We start from the raw sequence: 17,896 nt of genomic DNA on the forward strand, positions 1-17,896 counted from the left end.
GTGGCGAGCCGCGCGGCGAGAGGGATACGTCTCGGTCTGGAGGGCACGAGAGGGCTCCGTGCGGTAGAGGAGAGCGGTGGAGGAGAGGGGATGTGCGGCGGGGCGCGCCAGGCCGTGCCGGGCAGGCGGCAGGCGTGGCGCGCCGGCAGGGGCGGCTGTCAGCCCAGGGGAACGGCTCGCTGCGCGGTCAGGTCGCGCGAACTGCGTGCCGTGGCGAAGGTGTACGTGCCGGGTACGAGCTTCCAGGTACCGGCGGTCCACACCGTCAGGTCCTGCACGGGGACGGTGATCGTGAGCCGCTTGCTGGTCCCGGGGTCGAGGGTGACCTTGCGGAAGGCGACGAGCCGGCGCGGCTCGGCGGCCGCGGCGCCCGGCAGGGCCGCGTAGATCTGCACGACCTCCGTACCCCTGCGCGACCCGGTGTTGGTCACGGTGACCTCAACCGTCACGCTCCTGGTACCGCTGTCGTACGCGGCTTGCAGGGAGCCATGGGCGAAGGAGGCGTACGACAGGCCGTGGCCGAAGGGGAAGCGCGGCTGCTGGCCCCTACTGTCGTAGTAGCGGTAGCCGACGAGGATGCCCTCGTCGTGGGAGACGGTTCCGTTGGTGCCGGGGTATGTCGCCGGTGTGGTGCCGGGGCCCTGGCCGGCGTCGACGGGGAAGGTGACGGGCAGGCGGCCCGAGGGGTCACTGTCGCCGAAGAGGACCGCCGCCAGCGCGGTGCCCATGGCCCGGCCTCCGTACCAGGCCTGCACGACGGCCTCGACGTCGCCGAGCCAGGGCATGGCCACGGGGCCGTCGGTGTTCAGCACCACGACGGTGCGCGGGTTCACCGCGGCCACGGCGCTGATGAGCTGGTCCTGGTCACCGGGCAGACCGAGCCCGTGGTGGTCCATGTCCTCACCGGCGACCCGGTTGACGAAGACGACGGCGGCATCGGCGGAGCGCGCCGCCTCGACGGCCGCGGGGATCAGGGAGACCGGCTGCCAGCCCAGGGTGAGGCCGCAGGTGCCGGGGTCGGTGGTGGCGTTGGTGTAGGTCACCTCGACGGTGACGGCCTTGCCCGCGGTCAGCCGGGCGGTGCCCTGGAGGGGGTAGTCGTAGGGGCCGAGGAAGAAGCGGCGGCTGTGCCGGGTGCCGGTGACGACCGTGACGCCGTTGATCTTGAGGGTGGCGGTTCCGGCGGGCAGCAGGGAAAAGCGGTGCAGACCGGTGGTGGTGGGGACGAGCGTGCCGGTCCACTTCGCCGACCAGACCGCGGGCAGCCCGTCGACCGGGGCGGAGGTGAAGTCGACCGTGGCGTCGGTGCGGGAGGTGACGGGCGCGCCGGAGGCCTCGGCGCCCGCGTAATAGCTGCCGGTCAGGCCGGGCGCTCCGGTGCCGGTGCGCAGCACGGAGGACGGCACGGTGGTCAGGGGTACGTCCCCCTTGGTGCCCTGGGCGTACGTGACCTTGACCCCGCTGCCGGCCCGGGCGCGGAGCGCGTCCAGGGGCGTCGTCCAGGTGCCCGGGTCGACATAGCTGGAGCCGGCCACCCCGGTGAAGGCGTCCGTACCCGCAGGCCCGACGACGGCCAGGGACTTCAGGGCGGCCGGCAGGGGCAGCGCGGCGGAGCGGTTGGCGAGGAGGACGAGGGAGGCGACGGCCGTCTCGTGGGCGAGGGCCTGGTGGGCCTGGGTGCTGACGTCGGCCGAGGCAGGGGGCACCGGGTGGTCGAAGAGGCCGTGGGCGTACATCGAGACCAGGATGCGGCGGGCGGCGTCGTCCAGCCGCGTGCCCGGGATCGCGCCGCCGGTGAGGGACCCGGCGGGAAGCTTGACGCCGGCGGGGCCGAGCCCGGCGAGGTCCATGCCGGCCCGTGCGGCGGCGACTTGGTCGTCGCCTGCCCAGAAGTCCGGCACGGTGTAGCCCTGGAGGCCGATCTTGTTCTTCAAGTCGTCGAAGAGGGCGGCACTCTGCGTCGCGAAGGTGCCGTTGATCCTGGGGTAGGCCATCATGACGGACGTGGTCGGGGCGGCGCTGACCACGCGGCGGAACGGCGCTTCGTAGATTTCGTGCAGGGCTCGGTCGGAGACCGCGGTGTCGGTGAAGAAGCGGTTGGTCTCCTGCGTGTAGGCGGCGAAGTGCTTGACCGTGGCGACGACGTTTTGGCTCTGCATGCCCACGGTGAGGGCGGCGCCCAGTTCACCGGCGAGCAGGGGGTCCTCGCCCATGCCCTCGGACAACCGGCCCATGTGCCAGGTCCGCGCCAGGTCGATGGTGGGACCGAGGAGGTTGTTGTACCCCTTCGCCCGGCCCTCGGCTCCGATGGCGCTGCCGACCCGGCCCATCAAGGACGCGTCGAAGGTGGCCGCCTGGGCGATCGGCACCGGGAAGGCGGTGACGCCCTGCTCACCGCGCAGGCCGGCGGAGGCGTCCACCATCGTCAGCGCCGGTATGCCCAGATGGGACAGGGCCGCGAAGTCGCACCTGACGAGCGCCTCCTTCTCGGCTGCGGTCATCCGGGCGAGCATCGCGGCGGCACGGTCCCGGGGTGACGCGGCAGCTGCCGCTCCGGTCAGCATGGGAGCCATGCTCGCGCTCAGGGCGGTGAGGGTGGCGGCGGACAGAAACGTTCTTCTCTTCACGGCGGCTCTCCGAACAATGGGGGCGGTGCGCAACGGACGCTGAGGAAAAGGGGCCGACCGCTGGGCCAGGTGGCGGTCGGCCCCAGCTCTGAGAGGAGCGCAATTCCCAAGCATTCCAACGGGGAGGGGAATCGGCTTTCCGTTGCGCCTTCCACTTATTGAGCGGCAAAACTAAGGGCCACACCGAGAGCGGTCAACCCTTGTGGCAACAGCGCCACAAAAAGGCTTCTGAACAGGCACTTTCCCCCGCCTTATTGAAATCGGGGCGTGAAATTTCAAATGAAAACGGGCGAGCGCGAGCACACGCCATCCACCGCATGAATGACAGCCATCGACGCGGGAAATGAATACGTCAGGCGGATTTCTTCTCCAGTTCCCAGGAGTCGAATTCATGCTTTCCCGGTCCGACCTCGGTGGGCGGACATCCCGTGAGTCGTACGACACCGGTGCAGCCATTCGGAACGACGACACGGGCCCGTATCCGGCCGCCGGAGGTTGTCTCCCAGGACATCTCCGCCGTCCCGTAGGGCGTCTCGTGGCGGGTGCGTGCCCAGGTGATGCCGCCGCCGGGGCGGGGGTGGAAGACGATGCGGCGGTAGCCGGGTGCGGACTCGGCGATGCCTCCGACGACGCGGTGCAGCCAGTCGGCGACGGCACCGAGGGCGTAGTGGTTGAAGGAGGTCATGCCGCCCGGGTTCAGGGTGCCGTCCGGGCGGAGGCTGTCCCACCGCTCCCAGATGGTGGTGGCTCCCTGGGCGATCGGGTACAGCCAGGACGGACACTCGGTCTGGGTGAGCAGGCGGTAGGCCACATCGAGGTGCCCGGTGTCGGTGAGCGCGTCGCAGATCAGCGGGGTCCCGACGAATCCGGTCGCGATGCGGGCGCCGTCGGCGAGGACCAGCTCGGCTAGCCGGTCACCGGCCGCGGCGCGCTGCTCGTCGGCGAGCAGCCCGAAGGCGATTCCCAGGGCGTACGCCGTCGGGCTGTCGCTGGTCATGCGGCCGGTGGGCAGTACGTACCGCTTGCGGAAGGCGGCAGTGACCTCGTCCGCCAGTGCCGCGTACTTCGCGGCGTCCTGCTCGGCGCCCAACTCGGCGGCGGACAGGGCGAGGTGACGAGCTGAGTGCGCGAAGTAGGCCGTGGCCACCAGGTAGCGGTCGGTGCAGCCGGCCGCCGGGTCGTCGGGCGGGGCGGCGGGGTCGAGCCAGTCGCCCAGTTGGAAGCCGGTGTCCCACAGGCGGCTGGGGCCGGCCAGCCGTGCGACGAGGTCCACCCAGGCCTGGGCCATGGGATAGGTGCGGCGCAGGATCCGCAGGTCGCCGAAGCGCCGGTACAGGGTCCAGGGCGTGAGGGTGGCGACGTCCCCCCACGCGGCGCCCGGCTGGATCGGCGTCCACATCGGCTCGCCGGGGATGACGGGGACGTACCAGGGGACGGTGCCGTCGGGGAGCTGCTCCAGGGCGACATCGGTGAGCCAGGATTCGAGCATGCCGGCGCAGTCGTAGAGGAAGCCGGCGGTGGGTGCGAACACCTGGAGGTCGCCGGTCCAGCCGAGGCGCTCGTCGCGCTGGGGGCAGTCGGTGGGGATGTCGACGAAGTTGCCGCGCATGCTCCAGACGACGTTCTCGTGCAGCCGGTTGATCAGGGGGTCGCTGCACTCGAACCAGCCGGTGCGGCGCATGTCGGTGTGGTACACCCGGGCGGTCACCGCATCCTCGGTCAACTCCCCCGGCCAGCCGGTGATTTCGGCGTAGCGGAAGCCGTGCAGGGTGAAGCGCGGCTCCCAGGTGTACGGACCGCGGCCGGAGAGGATCAGGGTGTCGGTGGCGTACGCCTCGCGCAGGGGGCGGGTGGCCAGCTCGCCGTCCTGGAGGACTTCGGCGTGCCGGATCACCAGGGTCGTCCCGGCGGGGGCGTCGAGTGTGACGCGCAGGCGGCCCACCAGGTTCTGGCCGAAGTCGAGCAGGTGGCGGCCGTCTGCGGTGCGGGTGATGCCGGTGGGGGCGATCTCCTGGGTACAGCGCACGGGGGGCCCTTGCGGGGCGACGAGGGTGCGCGGGTCACGGTTTCCGGGGCGTACCGGTGTCCATTCCGCGTGGTCGGCCGCGGCGGGGGTCGACCAGCCGGGGTCGTCCAGGCGTGCGTCGAAGACCTCGCCCTCGTACAGGCCGCTGCGCATGATGGGCCCCGGTGCCGCGCTCCAGGTCTCGTCGGTGGCGACGACGGCGGTGGTGCCGTCGTCGTAGGTCACTTCGAGCTGGGCGATGAGGGCCTGGTCGGTGCCGTAGATGTTGCGGGTGCCGCCGTCGAAGCCGTACTTGCCGCGGTACCAGCCGTCGCCGAGCCAGGCGCCGACGGTGTTGGCGCCCTCGGTCAGGTGGGCGGTGACGTCATGGGTGCGGTAGCGCAGCCGGTGCGGATAGACCGTCCAGCCGGGCGCGAGGATCTCCTCGCCGACCCGGCGGCCGTTGATCTCCACCTCGTACAGGCCGTGCGCGCTGGCGTACAGCCGTGCCCGGACCACCGGGCGCTCCAGGTGGAAGTCCTTGCGCACCCGGGCGGGGCGGCGTTCGGCGTCCGGGTCCTCGGCCCAGCCGCCGCCGACCGGTACCGCCCGCCAGTCCGCCGGGTCGAGCAGTCCGGCCTCGACCACGGCGGGCTCGCTCCAGGCGGAGGGCTGCACGGCTTCCGCCGTCCAGACCCGGACCTGGACGGTGACGCGCTCTCGGGAGGCCAGCGGTGCGCCGGGCCAGGGCACCAGTATCTGGTCGGGGCCGTCGACCCGGCCGCTGCCGTGCTCGTGGCCGGCGCGGTGGAGCCTGACCTCGTACGCCGTCTGGCTGCCGGACCCGGGGGGCAGGGTCCAGGTCAGCCGGGGGGCGGCGGTACCGATGCCGAGGCCGTCCGGGAGGTGTTCGAAGGACACCGGGGAGGGCTGAGGGGACAGCAAGAGAAACCTTTCGTCACGTGCGCGGGAGCTGAAGGGGGGCCGGGCGTCAGCCCTTGAGCGCTCCGGAGGTGAGGCCCTTCATGACCTTCTGGTTGAGGAAGAGGTAGATCAGGAGGGTGCCGAAGACGTTGATGCAGATCGCGGCGAACAGCGGGCCGTACTGGGTGGCGCCGAAGTCGCCGGTGAAGTTCAGCAGGCCGACCTGGACGGTGCGCAGGTCCTGGCTGTTGGTGAAGGTGAGGGCGATCAGCAGGTCGTTCCAGATGAAGAAGAACTCGACCAGTCCGACCGTCAGGAGGGCGTTGCGGACCATGGGGACGCTGATGGTCCAGAAGGAGCGCAGGATCCCCGCGCCGTCGAGGGTGGCGGCCTCGAACATCTCCCGCGGGACGGCCCGGTAGTACGTGGCCATCATGAAGACGGTGAGCGGCAGGCCGGTGCCGGTGTACGTGAGGATCAGCGGCCACAGGGTGCCGGACAGCCCGGTCTGGAAGTACACGGTGAACAGCGGCAGCAGGATCATCTGCGGCGGCACCATCATGCCCGCGAGGAAGACCACCAGCGTCAGGCTGCGGCCCTTCCACACCATGATCTGCAGGGCGAAACCGGCGGCCGTGCCCAGCAGCAGGATCAGCGCGAGCGCCGGCCCGACGGCGAGCAGGCTGTTGCGGACGTACAGGCCGATGTTGCCGGTGGTCCAGGCCTCGGAGTAGTTGCCCCACTCCCATGAAGTGGGCAGGCTCCAGGTGGAGTTGTTCAGGTAGTCGCTGTTGGACTTCAGCGAGGTCAGGAACATCCACACGAGCGGGTAGAGCTCGACGACCAGCAGCAGCGCGACGACGACCTTCACCCACACCTTGCTCACCCGCGGGCGCCTGCGGGGACGACCGGAGGCGGCGGACGGTCCGCGGCCGGCCCGGCGGAGGGAGGTCTTCAGCGGTGTTTCGACGGCCATGGGTTCAGCCCTCCGTGAGGTCGCGCCGCGAGACGCGGTAGACGACCATGCTCACCAGCAGGCACACCACGGTCAGCAGCAGGGCGATCGTGCTGCCGTAGCCGTAGTCGCTGTAGGTGAACGACGTCTGGAACATGTACAGGGTCAGCGGGGTGGTGCCGGTGCCCGGCCCGCCGTTGGTCAGGGCCACGATGGAGTCGAAGACCTTGAGCGTGCCGTTGATGCTGAAGATCAGCGACGACATCAGCACGGGCAGGGACAGGGGCAGCACGATGTGCCGGATCAGCCGCAGCCCTGACGCTCCGTCGAGGCGGGCCGACTCCAGGATCTCGTCGGGGATGTCGACCAGGCCGGCGAAGAGCAGCACGGCGTAGAAGCCCATCGAGCGCCAGATGTCCATGACGATCAGCACCCAGAAGGCGTGTCCCGCGCTGCCGAAGAAGTCGATCGACTCCACGCCGACCGCGTTGAGCAGCGAGTTGACCGGTCCGGTCTGCGGGGCGACCTGGAAGAACTTCTGGAAGAGCAGGCCGACGGCGACCGTGGGCAGCACCACGGGGAAGAACACGAGGGTGCGGACGAGCGCCGAGGCCCGCTTGAGGAAGAAGACGTACAGCAGGGCCAGCAGGTAGCCGGCGACCACCTGGCCGACGGTGACGACGACGGCGTACTTGAGGGTGAACCACAGGGCGTCGTGGACGGCCGGGTCCGAGAAGAGCCGGGAGAAGTTGGCGACGCCGTTGCCGGTGAAGCCGTCGATGGTGTTGCCCTTGGTGAAGGAGTAGCCCAGCGACCACACCATGGGGACCAGCATGATCAGTGAGTAGACGACGAGTGCGGGACCGAGCAGGATCGCGATGGCCCTGCGGTCACCGAGTACGCGGTGCATGGGTGGTATCCACTTCGATGGCGTTGCGGGGGATGTGCCGGGTCGGGAGCGGGGCGGCGCGGCCGGGTGCGCGCCGCCCCGGGCCGGGTCACTGGGCGGCGAGAGCGTCCTGGACGGTCTGCATGAACTTCTCGGCGCTCATGCTGCCGCCGATGAGGCTCGCGGCGTTGGTCTGGCTGGCGGTGGTGGCCTTGGTGCTGAACAGGGCCTCGAACCACAGCACGTTCTGCTGGGAGGCGCCGATCGTGTCGCGGACCTGGGTGGTGACCTCGTTGGCGTCCTCGACCGGGGTGTTCACCTTGAATCCGGAGATGGCGCCGTGGTCCTTCAGCGCGGTGCTGCCGTAGTTCTTGGTGATGCAGGTGACCCAGTCACCGGTCTTCTTGTCGAAGGACTTGGCGCCGAGGGCGATGCCGAGTCCGACGTTGGAGGGGTACTGGTCGACGGAGCCCTTGCCTCCGGCGACCGCGGGGAAGGGCATGAAGCCGACGTTGTCGGCACCGACCTTGTTCTGCTTGTCGTCGGCGATGTTCGCCAGCGCCCAACTGCCCATGTAGAACATGGCGGCCTCGCCGGTCAGGAACTGGTTCATCGCGGTGTCGTAGTCGATGGAGCCGACGCCCTTGCCGAAGTAGCCCTTCTTGCCCAGCTCGGCGACCTCCTCGGCGGCCTTCACGTACTCGGGGTCGGTGAGCTTCGCGGTGCCGTCGGCCACCTTCTGCAGGGCGTCCGGGCCGAGGCTGCGGTAGAGGTAGCCGCTGATCAGCCGGGTCAGGGGCCAGCCCTGCTGGCCGGAGGCGGAGAACGGCTGGACGCCCTTGGCCTCCAGCTTCGCGGCGGCGGCGGTCAGTTCCTCCCAGGTGCCGGGCACCTTCAGGCCGTGCTTCTCGAAGAGCTCCTTGTTGTAGAAGATCCCCTCGATGTTGTACTCGTACGGCAGCACCTGGAGCTTTCCGCCGTACAGCGCCTTGATCGTGGAGACGGCGGCCGGCTGGAGCTGGTCGAGGACGCCGAGCTTCTTCAGCTCGGCCTCCAGGTCCGCCACGTGCCCCGACTTGGCGAGCTTCTGGGTGAGCGCGGGGGCGTTGCCCGCGGCGAACTGGACCGGCAGCGCGTTCTGTCCGGCGAGCAGCTGCAGCCGCTGGTCGAGGCTGCTCTGCGGAACGGTCTCCACCTTCAGCGGCAGCGCGTCGTTCGCCGCCTTGCACGCTCCCTCGGACATGGTGGTCAGCGCCGCCTTGACGGTGGTGTTCTCGGTGACGCTGAGGTAGCTGAAGTTGCTCGGCGCGGACGCGGTACCGCTCCCGCTGCCGCCGCAGGCAGTGGCCAGCAGTGCCATCGACGCGGCACCGGCCGTGAGCAGGCTCAGCCGCGTACGCCGAGCGGAGGACATGCGAATCGACACGGGTGACTCCCAGGAGGTTGTGGAGAAGGAAGCGAGAGGTCAGGCGAGGAACGGAAGAACGGCGCCGGGGGCATCTGAGAGCCGCGCCGTGCGAGAGTTCGTAAAACGTTCTCCGAAGCGAGTGGGCAACACCCTGCACTCGCCGCCCGACTTCGTCAAGACACGGAGCTGTAACACCGGATTCGTCGGCAGGAGACTTGACGTCACACCTATGACATCCTGTAAACCGTTACACCAACGACTACGAGATCCGGAGGGCTGACGATGGACGGGGCTGCGGGACCCAGGCAGAACAAGCGGGTGACCATCACCGATGTCGCCCGGCACGCGGGAGTGTCCACCGCGGCGGTGTCCAAGGTGCTCAACAACGCCTACGGCGTCAGCCCCGCGATGCAGCAGAAGGTGCAGGCGTCCATCACCGAGCTCGGATACCGCCCGCACGCCGCCGCCCGCGGCATGCGCGGGAGGACGTACACGATCGGGGTGCTGCTGGACAACGTCCGCAACGCCTTCTTCGCCGACATCCTGGACGGCATCCGCGACGAACTCAGCAGCACCGACTACACGGTGCTGATCGGAGCGGCCGGCTTCGACCCGCAGGACCAGGCCCGCACCATCCGGTCCATGGTGGACCGCCAGATGGACGGGCTGATCCTCATCGCCCCCGGCACCCCACGGCCGGAGGTCCTCGCCACCGCCGCATCCACGCCCACGGTCGTGATCGGCCATCACGACGCCGACTCCAGTCACGATTCCGTCGTCGACGCCGACGATGTGGGCGCCGGCCTGGTGGTGGACCACCTGGTCTCCCTCGGCCACCGCGACATCGCCCTGGTCTCCGCCCCGGGCGCCAAGGCCGGCCAGTGGAAGCGCACCCCGGAGATCGTGCTCGCCGCCGGGTACCTGGAGGCGATGGAGCGGCACGGCCTCGCGGACCGCGCCCAGGTGCACCAGGCCGCCTACTCGGACGACGGCGGTTTCAAGGCAGGCCTCACCCTGCTCACCGCGGAGCGCGTCCCCACGGCCATCATGACCGGCGCCGACGTGGCGGCCCTGGGCATCTACCGCGCGGCCCACGAACTGGGCCTGCGCATCCCCGGCGACCTCTCCCTCGTCGGCTACAACAACACCGCCCTCGCCGCCCTGGCGCCGGTGCAGCTGACCAGCGTCGACCAGGCCGGCCACACGATGGGCTCGACCGCCGCGCGCATGCTCATCGAACGGGTCGAGGGCAAACGCGACCGGGCCATACGCACCACCATGACGCCACGCCTCGTCGTGCGGGCCAGCACGACCGAGGCACAAGGCCGGTAGAGGGTGGAGCGGGGGATGCCCGCCGTTCCCGCGGCCCGGCCCACCAGCCACCACCGCACCCCGGCCGCCCGCGGGGACGGGGCGCGGCGCAGAGTGGGCATCAAGGACGTGGCGCGGCAGGCCGACGTCTCCCTCGGCACGGTCTCCAACGTCCTCAACCGCCCCGAGATCGTCGCCGAGGCGACCCGGCGACGCGTCCTGGACGTCATCGACGCCCTCGGCTACGTCCGCTCCGAAGGCGCACGCCAGCTGCGCGGTTTCACCTCCCGGCTGGTGGCGGTGCTGGTGCTGGACCTGGCCAATCCCTTCTTCACGGCGCTGGCCGCCGGGGTGGAACAGGCGGCGGGCGAGGCGGACCTCGGCATCATGGTCGGCACGGCAGGCCGAGGTCCGGCCGACGAGGCACGCCACCTGTCGCTGATCACCTCGCATCAGATCCGCGGCGCCGTCCTGGCCGCGGGCGACGGCGCGGGCCGCACCGCCGCCGCCTTCCGCCGCCACGACGTCCCTTTCGTCGTCGCGGACCAGAACGCCCCGCAGCCGGGAGCATGCTCGGTCGGCATCGACGACGTGGCGGGCGGCCAGGCCGCCGTGCAGCATCTGCTCCAGCAGGGACACCGCTCGATCGGCTACGTCGGCGGCCCCGACCGCCTCCAGCAGGTCCGCGACCGGCGCCGGGGCGCGGCGATCGCCGTCGACCTGGCCGGCCTTCCCGGGGCGGTCCTGCGGGACCTCCCGTGCCCGGCGCTCACCGTGAGCGCCGGAAAGGACGCAGGTCACCGCATCCTCGGCCTCGCGCAGCGGCCCACCGCCGTGTTCTGCGCCAACGACCTGCTCGCCCTCGGGGTGCTGCAGGCGCTCTACGAAGCGGGGCTCAGGGTGCCGGACGACATCGCGGTGATGGGTTACGACGACATCGAGTTCGCCGCGTCCGCGGTCGTCCCGCTCACCTCCGTGCGACGCCCGGCCGTCGCGCTGGGCCGCGAGGCCGGCCGTCTGCTGCTGGCGGACACGGCGGAGGGCCCCGGTCACGAGCACGCCCATGTCGTGCTGCAACCGGAGCTCGTCGTGCGCAGATCCACCATGCGGACGCCCGCCCGGTGAGCCAGCCCGGTCAGGCCTGTACGCCGACATGCTGGGGCGGCGACTTCGGTGCGCGGGGCGTCAGCAGCATCAGCGCCACGGACATCAGCAGGGTCAGCAGGCCGAGCAGCAGGACCGCCGAGGCCAAGGTGCCCAGGACGCCCTGCGCGGCGAGGAGGGCGAGCGGGCAGAGGAACTCACCGAGGAAGAAGGCCGCCGTCCACAGGCCGGTCCCCCGGCCGCGATCGGCGAAGTCCAGCCGGGACAGCGCCAGCGTCAGCAACGACGGCAGCAGCAGCCCGGTGCCCACGCAGTTGACGACGGCGCCGATGATGAGCAGGGCGAGGTGGTCGGTCGCCCCCATCAGCAGGAAGCCCAGCGCGCACAGCAGGAACAGGGCGGGCAGCCGGCGGCGCGAGTGGTCGCCGAGCTTGGTGAACAGGACCGATCCGAGGACCGTGGCGGCACTGGCGAGCGCGGTGACCGCGCCCACCATGCCGGTGGACTCCACGCCCAGGTCGTCCATGAGGAAGGACATCTCCACGGGCACGGTGTAGAAGACGGCGGCACCGAAGACGGTCAGCAGGCAGATGCCCGCCATGCGCCGCACGGGGAAGGGGCGCCGCTCCTGCGCGGGGGCCGGTTCCATGGCCGCGGCGGGGGCGGGGGCGGGCAGCGCCCAGGCCATCGCCGGGGCGAGCAGCAGGCCGAGCGCGTACAGCCAGAAGGGTGTCCGCCAGCCGGCCGAGCCCAGGGCGCCGCCGACGGCGAAGAAGACGGTGGCGGACGCCGACGCGCACATCGTCTGCAGTGCGAGGTAGCGGTCGCGCACCCGGCCGTCGTAGTAGTCGCCGATCAGCGTCGTGCAGCAGGTCATGATGGCCGCTTCGGCGATTCCCACCAGGATGCGGCTGACCAGGATGGCGTGCAGGGAGTCCAGCCACAGCGGTGCAGTGCCGAACACGGCGTACAGCGCGGTGGCGGCGACCAGCAGCCGTTTGCGGCCGAGCCGGTCGACGAGCACCCCCGCGAACGGCGCGAGTACGGCCAGGGAGAGGGCGGGCACGGTCAGGACCAGCGGGACCAGGGCGGCGCTGCCGGCGACGTGCGCGAAGTGGTCCTCGATGCGCGGCAGGACGGGTGCGATCAGTACGGCGCCGAGGATCGGCAGGCAGCTCCCGGCCATCAGCAGCACGACGGGCAGCCTGCCCAGGAGGCCCCGGCTCCCTGTGCGTTCGTGGGTGGGCAGGGCGGCGGAAGCGGGCATGGCGGCACTCCGTTGGGACGCGGGGAAGGAGGGCACCGCGGCGGGGACGGGCCGGAGGTGTGACGGCTCCGGCGAGCGGCGTACGGGCGCGGCGGTGTCCCACGACTATGCGTTCCGGGTATCGCTCTGCCCAGCCCTCGCGCCATCCAAGTTGCCGATGGGATCCATCCAGCGGATGGATGGCCGTGCGCCTTCACGACCGCCTTCCCCTGCCTGGCCGCCCGCTCAGCCCTCGGGCCCCAGGCGCGCTCCCACGCGGGCGGCCGTCTCGCGCAGCCAGATGTGCGCCGCGTCGTGCGTGTGGACCGGATGCCACCACAGCGCCTCCCGCAGCGGCACCGCCTCATAGGGCGGTTCCACCACCCGGACCGCGGCGACGGGTTCCATCATCCGGGCCATCCGCGCCTGCACCAGGGCGATCCGCCGGGTACCGGCGACCAGCAGCGGCAGCAGCTGGAAGCTGTCGACGGAGACCTCGACGCGCGGTTCGATCCCGAGCATGCCGAGCTGGCGCACCGCGGGGGCGTCGTAGGTGCGCTGGTAGGTCACCCAGGGCAGCCGGGCCAGGTCCTTGCGGGTGAGCCGGTCGTCGACGCTCGGGTGGTCCCGCGCCACGAGGAAGACCCAGCGGTCGTCGTAGAGATCGGTGGCGGGGAAGTCGCTGATGACGCCGTGCGGCATGAACAGGCCGTCGGTGGCGCTCAGCAGGGTGGCGGTGTCGTCGACCACGGTCGTCGGCGTCTGGGAGAAGCGCAGCCGGATCCCGGGCGCCTCCTCGTGGATGACGCGGGCCAGTTCGGTGCCGAAGACCGCCACGGCGTAGTCGGACGCCACCAGCTTGAACTCGCGGCTCTCCTTGGCCGGGTCGAAGTCCGCCTGGCTGGCGAAGAGCCGTTCCAGCACGTCGTAGGCGGTGGAGGTGCGGTCCAGGAGCACCTGGCCGAGCGCGGTCAGCTCGTAGTGCCCGCCGACGCGGGCGAGCAGGTCGTCGTCGAAGTGCCGGCGCAGCCGCGCCAGGGCCGCGCTCATGGCGGGCTGGCTGAGGCCGACGCGCTGCCCGGCGCGGGTGACATTGCGCTCCTCCAGCAGCGCGCGCAGGGCGACGACGAGGTTCAGGTCCAGCCGGGCCAGGTTCATCGGTTTTCCTCTGCGGTCCTGTGCGGGAGGGCGCTGACCAGGCAGAGATCCATGTGTTGGATGCCATCCATCCACAGAATCTATTTCCCTGATCGCGGGTGCGGGGTCCAGATTAGTCGCATCGCAATCAGGAGGACATGTCCGTGAAACCTGACACCGCGTCCGCGCTCTTCGCCGGACCCTTCGCCCTCGCCACCCTCTCGGCCCCGGACGGGCCCCGCTTCCCTGCCCTCGTCACCCCCGAGGGGTCCGCTCTCGACCTCCGGTCCGCCCTGGGCGATGAACGGCTCACCATGCTCGACGTGCTGGACGGCTGGGACACGCTCCTGCCCCGGCTGCGCGCCCTGGCCGCCGACCCCGGCGCCGACCGCACCCCGGTCACCGACCTGCGCGTGCACGCACCCGTCGCACCGCGCCAGGTCTTCCAGTCCGGCGCCAACTACCGCCAGCACGTCATCGACCTGCACGTGGCCCACCGCGCCCCCGGCGACGACCGGCCGGAGGCCGAACGCCGCGCGGAAGCCGCGGAGATCATGGACCGGCGGGCCGCCGAGGATCTGCCGTACGTGTTCATCGGGCTGCCCAGCGCGATCACCGGCCCGTACGACGACGTCGTCCTGCCCGCCTGGGCCGAGAAGCCGGACTGGGAACTGGAAGTGGCGGTCGTGATCGGCCGGCCCGCCTACCAGGTGTCCGTCGAGGAGGCCGCGGCGCACATCGCGGGCTACACCATCGCCAACGACCTGACCGACCGGGCGACCGTCTTCCGCCGGGACATGCCGCAGATCGGCACCGACTGGCTGCGCAGCAAGAACGCGCCCGGCTTCACCCCGCTCGGGCCGTGGATCGTGCCCGCCGAGTCGATCGCCGACCCGGACGACCTGCACCTGACGCTCAAGCTCAACGGCGAGACCATGCAGGACGAGTCCACCAAGGACATGATCTTCAAGGTCGCCCGGATGGTGTCCTACGCCTCCCAGTCCGCCCGTCTGCTGCCCGGGGACCTCGTCCTGACCGGCAGCCCCGCCGGCAACGGCATGCACTGGGGCCGGCTGCTGCGCGACGGCGACGTCATGGAGGGTTCCGTCACGGGACTCGGCGTCCAGCGCACCCGCTGCGGCGGGGAGAGCGCGTGAACCGGCACGACCCCGAGGGCGCCATCGCCGAGGCCGCCAAGTCGTACTCCAACTGGGGCCGTTGGGGCGAGGACGACGTGCTCGGCACCCTGAACTTCCTCGACGAGGGCAAGCGCCGCGAGGGCGCCGCGCTCGTCCGGCGCGGCGTCAGCTTCTCGCTGTCCCAGCGCTTCGACATGAACGGCCCGCAAAAGGGCTGGCGCCGCCGCACCAACCCGGTCCACACCATGCTGGACACCGGCACCGACGCCGCCCTCGGCCACCAGGGCTTCCCGCACGGCATCGGCGGCGCCGACGACGTGATCGCCATGCCGCTGCAGTGCTCCACCCAGTGGGACGGCCTCGGGCACATCTTCGACCACGGCAAGGCCTGGAACGGCCGCCCCGCCGAACGGGTCGTCACCTCCGACGGCGACCTCGTCACCGGTATCGAGCACATGGCCCCGCATGTCGCGGGGCGCGGAGTGCTGCTGGACGTGGGCCGGGCCGTCGGCACGGACGGTGAACTGCCCGACGGGTTCGCCATCACCGAGGAGCACCTGACGGCGACCACCGAGGCGCACGGGGTGACCGTCGGACGCGGCGACATCGTGCTGGTGCGCACCGGCCAGCTGGCGCGCGTACGGCGCGACGGCTGGGGCGAGTACGCCGGCGGGCCCGCGCCCGGCCTGTCCTTCACCACCGCGGGATGGCTGCACGGCACCGAGATCGCCGCGATCGCCACCGACACCTGGGGCTTCGAGGTACGGCCCAACGAGTTCGACGACGCCTTCCAGCCCCTGCACCAGGTCGCCATCCCCAACATCGGCCTCCTCATCGGCGAGATGTGGGACCTGGAAGCCCTCGCCGAGGATTGCGCGGCCGACGGCACGTACGACTTCTGGCTCACCGCCGCTCCCCTGCCGATCACCGGCGCCGTCGGCTCACCCATCAACCCCATCGCCGTCAAGTAAGAAGCGGAACAAGGGAGTTCCCCCATGAGCACTGCCCGCACGGTCCTGGTGATCGGTGGTGGCGCCGCCGGCAACGCCGTGACGATCCTGCTGCGGCGTGCCGGTCTCGCCGTGGACCTGATCGAGGCCAAGGACGACTGGAACGCCACCGCCGGATCCGGCATCACCCTCCAGGGCAACGCCCTTCGCGTCCTGCGCGAACTGGGCGTGTGGGACCAGGTCAAAGCATCCGGCTTCGGTTTCGGCTCCGTCGGCATCACCGCCCCCGACGGCACGGTCCTGCACGTGGCCCGCGACATCCGCACCGGCGGCGACGACCTGCCCGCCACCGTCGGCATGCAGCGCCCCCAGCTCCAGCGCCTCCTCATCGACGCCGTCCGCGCCACGGGCGCCGGCGTCCGCCTCGGCATCCGCGCCGAGTCCCTGGACACCGACGACACCGGCGTGACCGTACGCTTCACCGACGGCACCGAGAGCCGCTACGACCTGGTGATCGGCGCGGACGGGCTCGGCTCCGCCACCCGCGCGGCCATCGGCATCACCGACAAGCCGGAACCCACCGGCATGGCCATCTGGCGCGTCGCCGCCCCCCGCCCGGCCGGCGTCACCCGCACCGACCTCGCCTACGGCGGCCCCGCCTACATCGCCGGCTACTGCCCCACCAGCGACACGACGCTGTACGCCTATGTCGTCGAGGCCAACCGCGACCGCGCCTCGATCCCCCCGGACACCTACGCCGAGGAGATGCGACGCCTGGCCTCCGCCTACGGCGGCTGCTGGCCGGAGATCACCGCGCACATCACCGACCCGGAGCAGGTCAACTACACCTGGTTCGACCGGCTGCTGGTCGAGGGCTCCTGGCACCGCGGCCGGACCGTCCTCGTCGGCGACGCCGCCCACTGCTGCCCGCCCACCCTCGCCCAGGGCGCGGCCCTGTCCCTGGAGGACGCCTGGGTCCTCGCCCAGCTGCTGACCAGCGGCGAGCCCTGGGACGACGCGCTGTTCCAGACGTACTACGAGCGGCGCATCGCCCGGGTGCGGCCCGTCGTCGAGGCGTCCGTGCAGATCGGGCAGTGGCAGCTCGACGGAGTGCGCGACGCGGACGTGCCCGGCCTGATGGGCCGCACGATGACCATGCTCAGGGAGCTGCCGTGACCACCCCCCGGTCGACCGACGCCCGCACCAGCCCCACCGTCGACGTGCACGCCCACGTCCTGTTGCCCGAGGTCGAGGCCCTCGTCGCCGACCTCCCGGGGCTGGCGCAGGCCAAGGCGCTCGACGCCCGCCGCAACGGCCCCGCGGCCCTCGCGGTCAGCGGCCCCATGGTGCGCGAGCGCATCCCCCTGCTCACCGACGTGACCGCACGACTGGCCGCGATGGACACCCAGGGCGTGGACATCCAGCTCGTCAGCCCCTCCCCCTCCCACTACCACTACTGGACGGACGAGGGAACGGCCGAGAAGCTCTACCGGCTCGCCAACGAGGCCACCGCCACGCACTGTTCGGCCGCGCCCGACCGGCTGCGCGGCCTCGGCCTGGTGCCGTTGCAGCACCCGGAGCACACGGTCCGCGCCCTCGACCACGCCCTGGAACAGGGCCTGGCCGGGGTGGAGATCTCCAGCCACGCCCCGGGCCGGGAACTGTCCGACCCGGCGTACGAGCCGTTGTGGTCGCGCGCCGAGGAGACGGGCGCCATCGTCTTCCTGCACCCCTTCGGCTGCACGCTCGACGAACGCCTGGACCGGTGGTACCTGTCCAACACGGTCGGCCAGCCCACCGAGAACGCCGTCGCCCTGTCCCATCTGATCTTCTCCGGAGTGCTCGACCGCCACCCCGGGCTGAAGGTGCTCGCCGCCCACGGAGGCGGCTACCTGCCCACCCACATCGGCCGCTCCGACCACGCCTGGTCCGCCCGCTCCGACGCCGGCGCCGGCTGCGCGCACCGGCCCAGCAGCTACCTCAAGCGCCTGTACTTCGACTCCCTCGTCCACGACCCGGCCGTCCTGCGCGAACTGGTCCGGGCCGCGGGCCCCGGCCAGGTCCTGCTCGGCTCCGACTTCCCCTTCGACATGGGCACGCAGGACCCCGTCGGCGCACTGCGCGCCGCCCACCTGCCCGAGGCCGACTACGAGGCCGTACGCGGCGGCAACGCGACCGCCCTCCTCCGGAAGGACTGATCA

13 protein-coding genes are annotated in these 17,896 nt (G+C 71.3%); 6 read left to right on the plus strand and 7 right to left on the minus strand.

Annotation, left to right across the window (positions count from 1 at the left end):
- Positions 1-158 precede the first annotated feature (158 nt).
- The 5 genes from M8H82_RS06465 to M8H82_RS06485 form a co-directional block, all read right to left on the minus strand.
- Positions 159-2,627 carry a glycoside hydrolase family 3 C-terminal domain-containing protein gene (locus tag M8H82_RS06465; protein WP_250071489.1) on the minus strand — a complete coding sequence of 823 codons (2,469 nt, stop codon included), beginning with the start codon at positions 2,625-2,627 and terminating at the stop codon, positions 159-161.
- A 352-nt stretch (positions 2,628-2,979) separates the two neighbouring features.
- Complete coding sequence (locus M8H82_RS06470; protein WP_250071490.1) at positions 2,980-5,553, minus strand: alpha-L-rhamnosidase; 2,574 nt, start codon at positions 5,551-5,553, stop codon at positions 2,980-2,982.
- 70 nt (positions 5,554-5,623) lie between these two features.
- On the minus strand, positions 5,624-6,532 hold the full coding sequence (locus M8H82_RS06475) for a carbohydrate ABC transporter permease (RefSeq protein WP_250071491.1): 909 nt from the start codon (positions 6,530-6,532) through the stop codon (positions 5,624-5,626).
- A gap of 4 nt (positions 6,533-6,536) precedes the next feature.
- Positions 6,537-7,421: a carbohydrate ABC transporter permease gene (locus M8H82_RS06480; protein WP_250071492.1), complete on the minus strand. Its 885-nt coding sequence runs from the start codon at positions 7,419-7,421 to the stop codon at positions 6,537-6,539.
- A gap of 88 nt (positions 7,422-7,509) precedes the next feature.
- Positions 7,510-8,826, minus strand: coding sequence for an extracellular solute-binding protein (locus tag M8H82_RS06485; RefSeq protein ID WP_250071493.1), 1,317 nt, complete (start codon positions 8,824-8,826; stop codon positions 7,510-7,512).
- Positions 8,827-9,126: 300 nt separating this feature from the next.
- On the opposite strand from M8H82_RS06485, the gene M8H82_RS06490 reads away from it, so the two are divergent.
- Positions 9,127-10,140: a LacI family DNA-binding transcriptional regulator gene (locus M8H82_RS06490; RefSeq protein WP_250071494.1), complete on the plus strand. Its 1,014-nt coding sequence runs from the start codon at positions 9,127-9,129 to the stop codon at positions 10,138-10,140.
- A gap of 15 nt (positions 10,141-10,155) precedes the next feature.
- Positions 10,156-11,244 (plus strand): LacI family DNA-binding transcriptional regulator, encoded by a 1,089-nt coding sequence (locus tag M8H82_RS06495; RefSeq protein ID WP_250071495.1) that lies wholly within the window; start codon positions 10,156-10,158, stop codon positions 11,242-11,244.
- Between the two features lie 10 nt (positions 11,245-11,254).
- Here M8H82_RS06495 and M8H82_RS06500 read toward each other — a convergent pair whose 3' ends face one another.
- Both M8H82_RS06500 and M8H82_RS06505 read right to left on the minus strand, forming a co-directional pair.
- Positions 11,255-12,490 (minus strand): MFS transporter, encoded by a 1,236-nt coding sequence (locus M8H82_RS06500; RefSeq protein WP_250071496.1) that lies wholly within the window; start codon positions 12,488-12,490, stop codon positions 11,255-11,257.
- Positions 12,491-12,715: 225 nt separating this feature from the next.
- A complete protein-coding gene (locus tag M8H82_RS06505; RefSeq protein WP_250071497.1) occupies positions 12,716-13,627 on the minus strand; it encodes a LysR family transcriptional regulator in 912 nt (303 codons plus the stop codon).
- Between the two features lie 137 nt (positions 13,628-13,764).
- Between M8H82_RS06505 and M8H82_RS06510 the strand changes: the two genes are divergently transcribed.
- From M8H82_RS06510 to M8H82_RS06525, 4 genes are read left to right on the plus strand one after another with little or no spacing between them, the layout of a single operon-like run.
- Positions 13,765-14,763 carry a fumarylacetoacetate hydrolase family protein gene (locus M8H82_RS06510; protein WP_250071498.1) on the plus strand — a complete coding sequence of 333 codons (999 nt, stop codon included), beginning with the start codon at positions 13,765-13,767 and terminating at the stop codon, positions 14,761-14,763.
- Positions 14,760-15,716, plus strand: a complete 957-nt coding sequence (locus M8H82_RS06515) for a cyclase family protein (RefSeq protein ID WP_250071499.1) — start codon at positions 14,760-14,762, stop codon at positions 15,714-15,716. The genes M8H82_RS06510 and M8H82_RS06515 overlap by 4 nt, the downstream gene beginning before the upstream one ends.
- A gap of 24 nt (positions 15,717-15,740) precedes the next feature.
- On the plus strand, positions 15,741-16,871 hold the full coding sequence (locus M8H82_RS06520) for an FAD-dependent oxidoreductase (protein ID WP_250071500.1): 1,131 nt from the start codon (positions 15,741-15,743) through the stop codon (positions 16,869-16,871).
- A complete protein-coding gene (locus tag M8H82_RS06525) occupies positions 16,868-17,893 on the plus strand; it encodes an amidohydrolase family protein (RefSeq protein ID WP_250071501.1) in 1,026 nt (341 codons plus the stop codon). The genes M8H82_RS06520 and M8H82_RS06525 overlap by 4 nt, the downstream gene beginning before the upstream one ends.
- Positions 17,894-17,896 lie beyond the last annotated feature (3 nt).

Origin of the sequence: Streptomyces sp. YS415, assembly GCF_023544665.1 — a bacterium.
GTDB lineage: Bacteria > Actinomycetota > Actinomycetes > Streptomycetales > Streptomycetaceae > Streptomyces.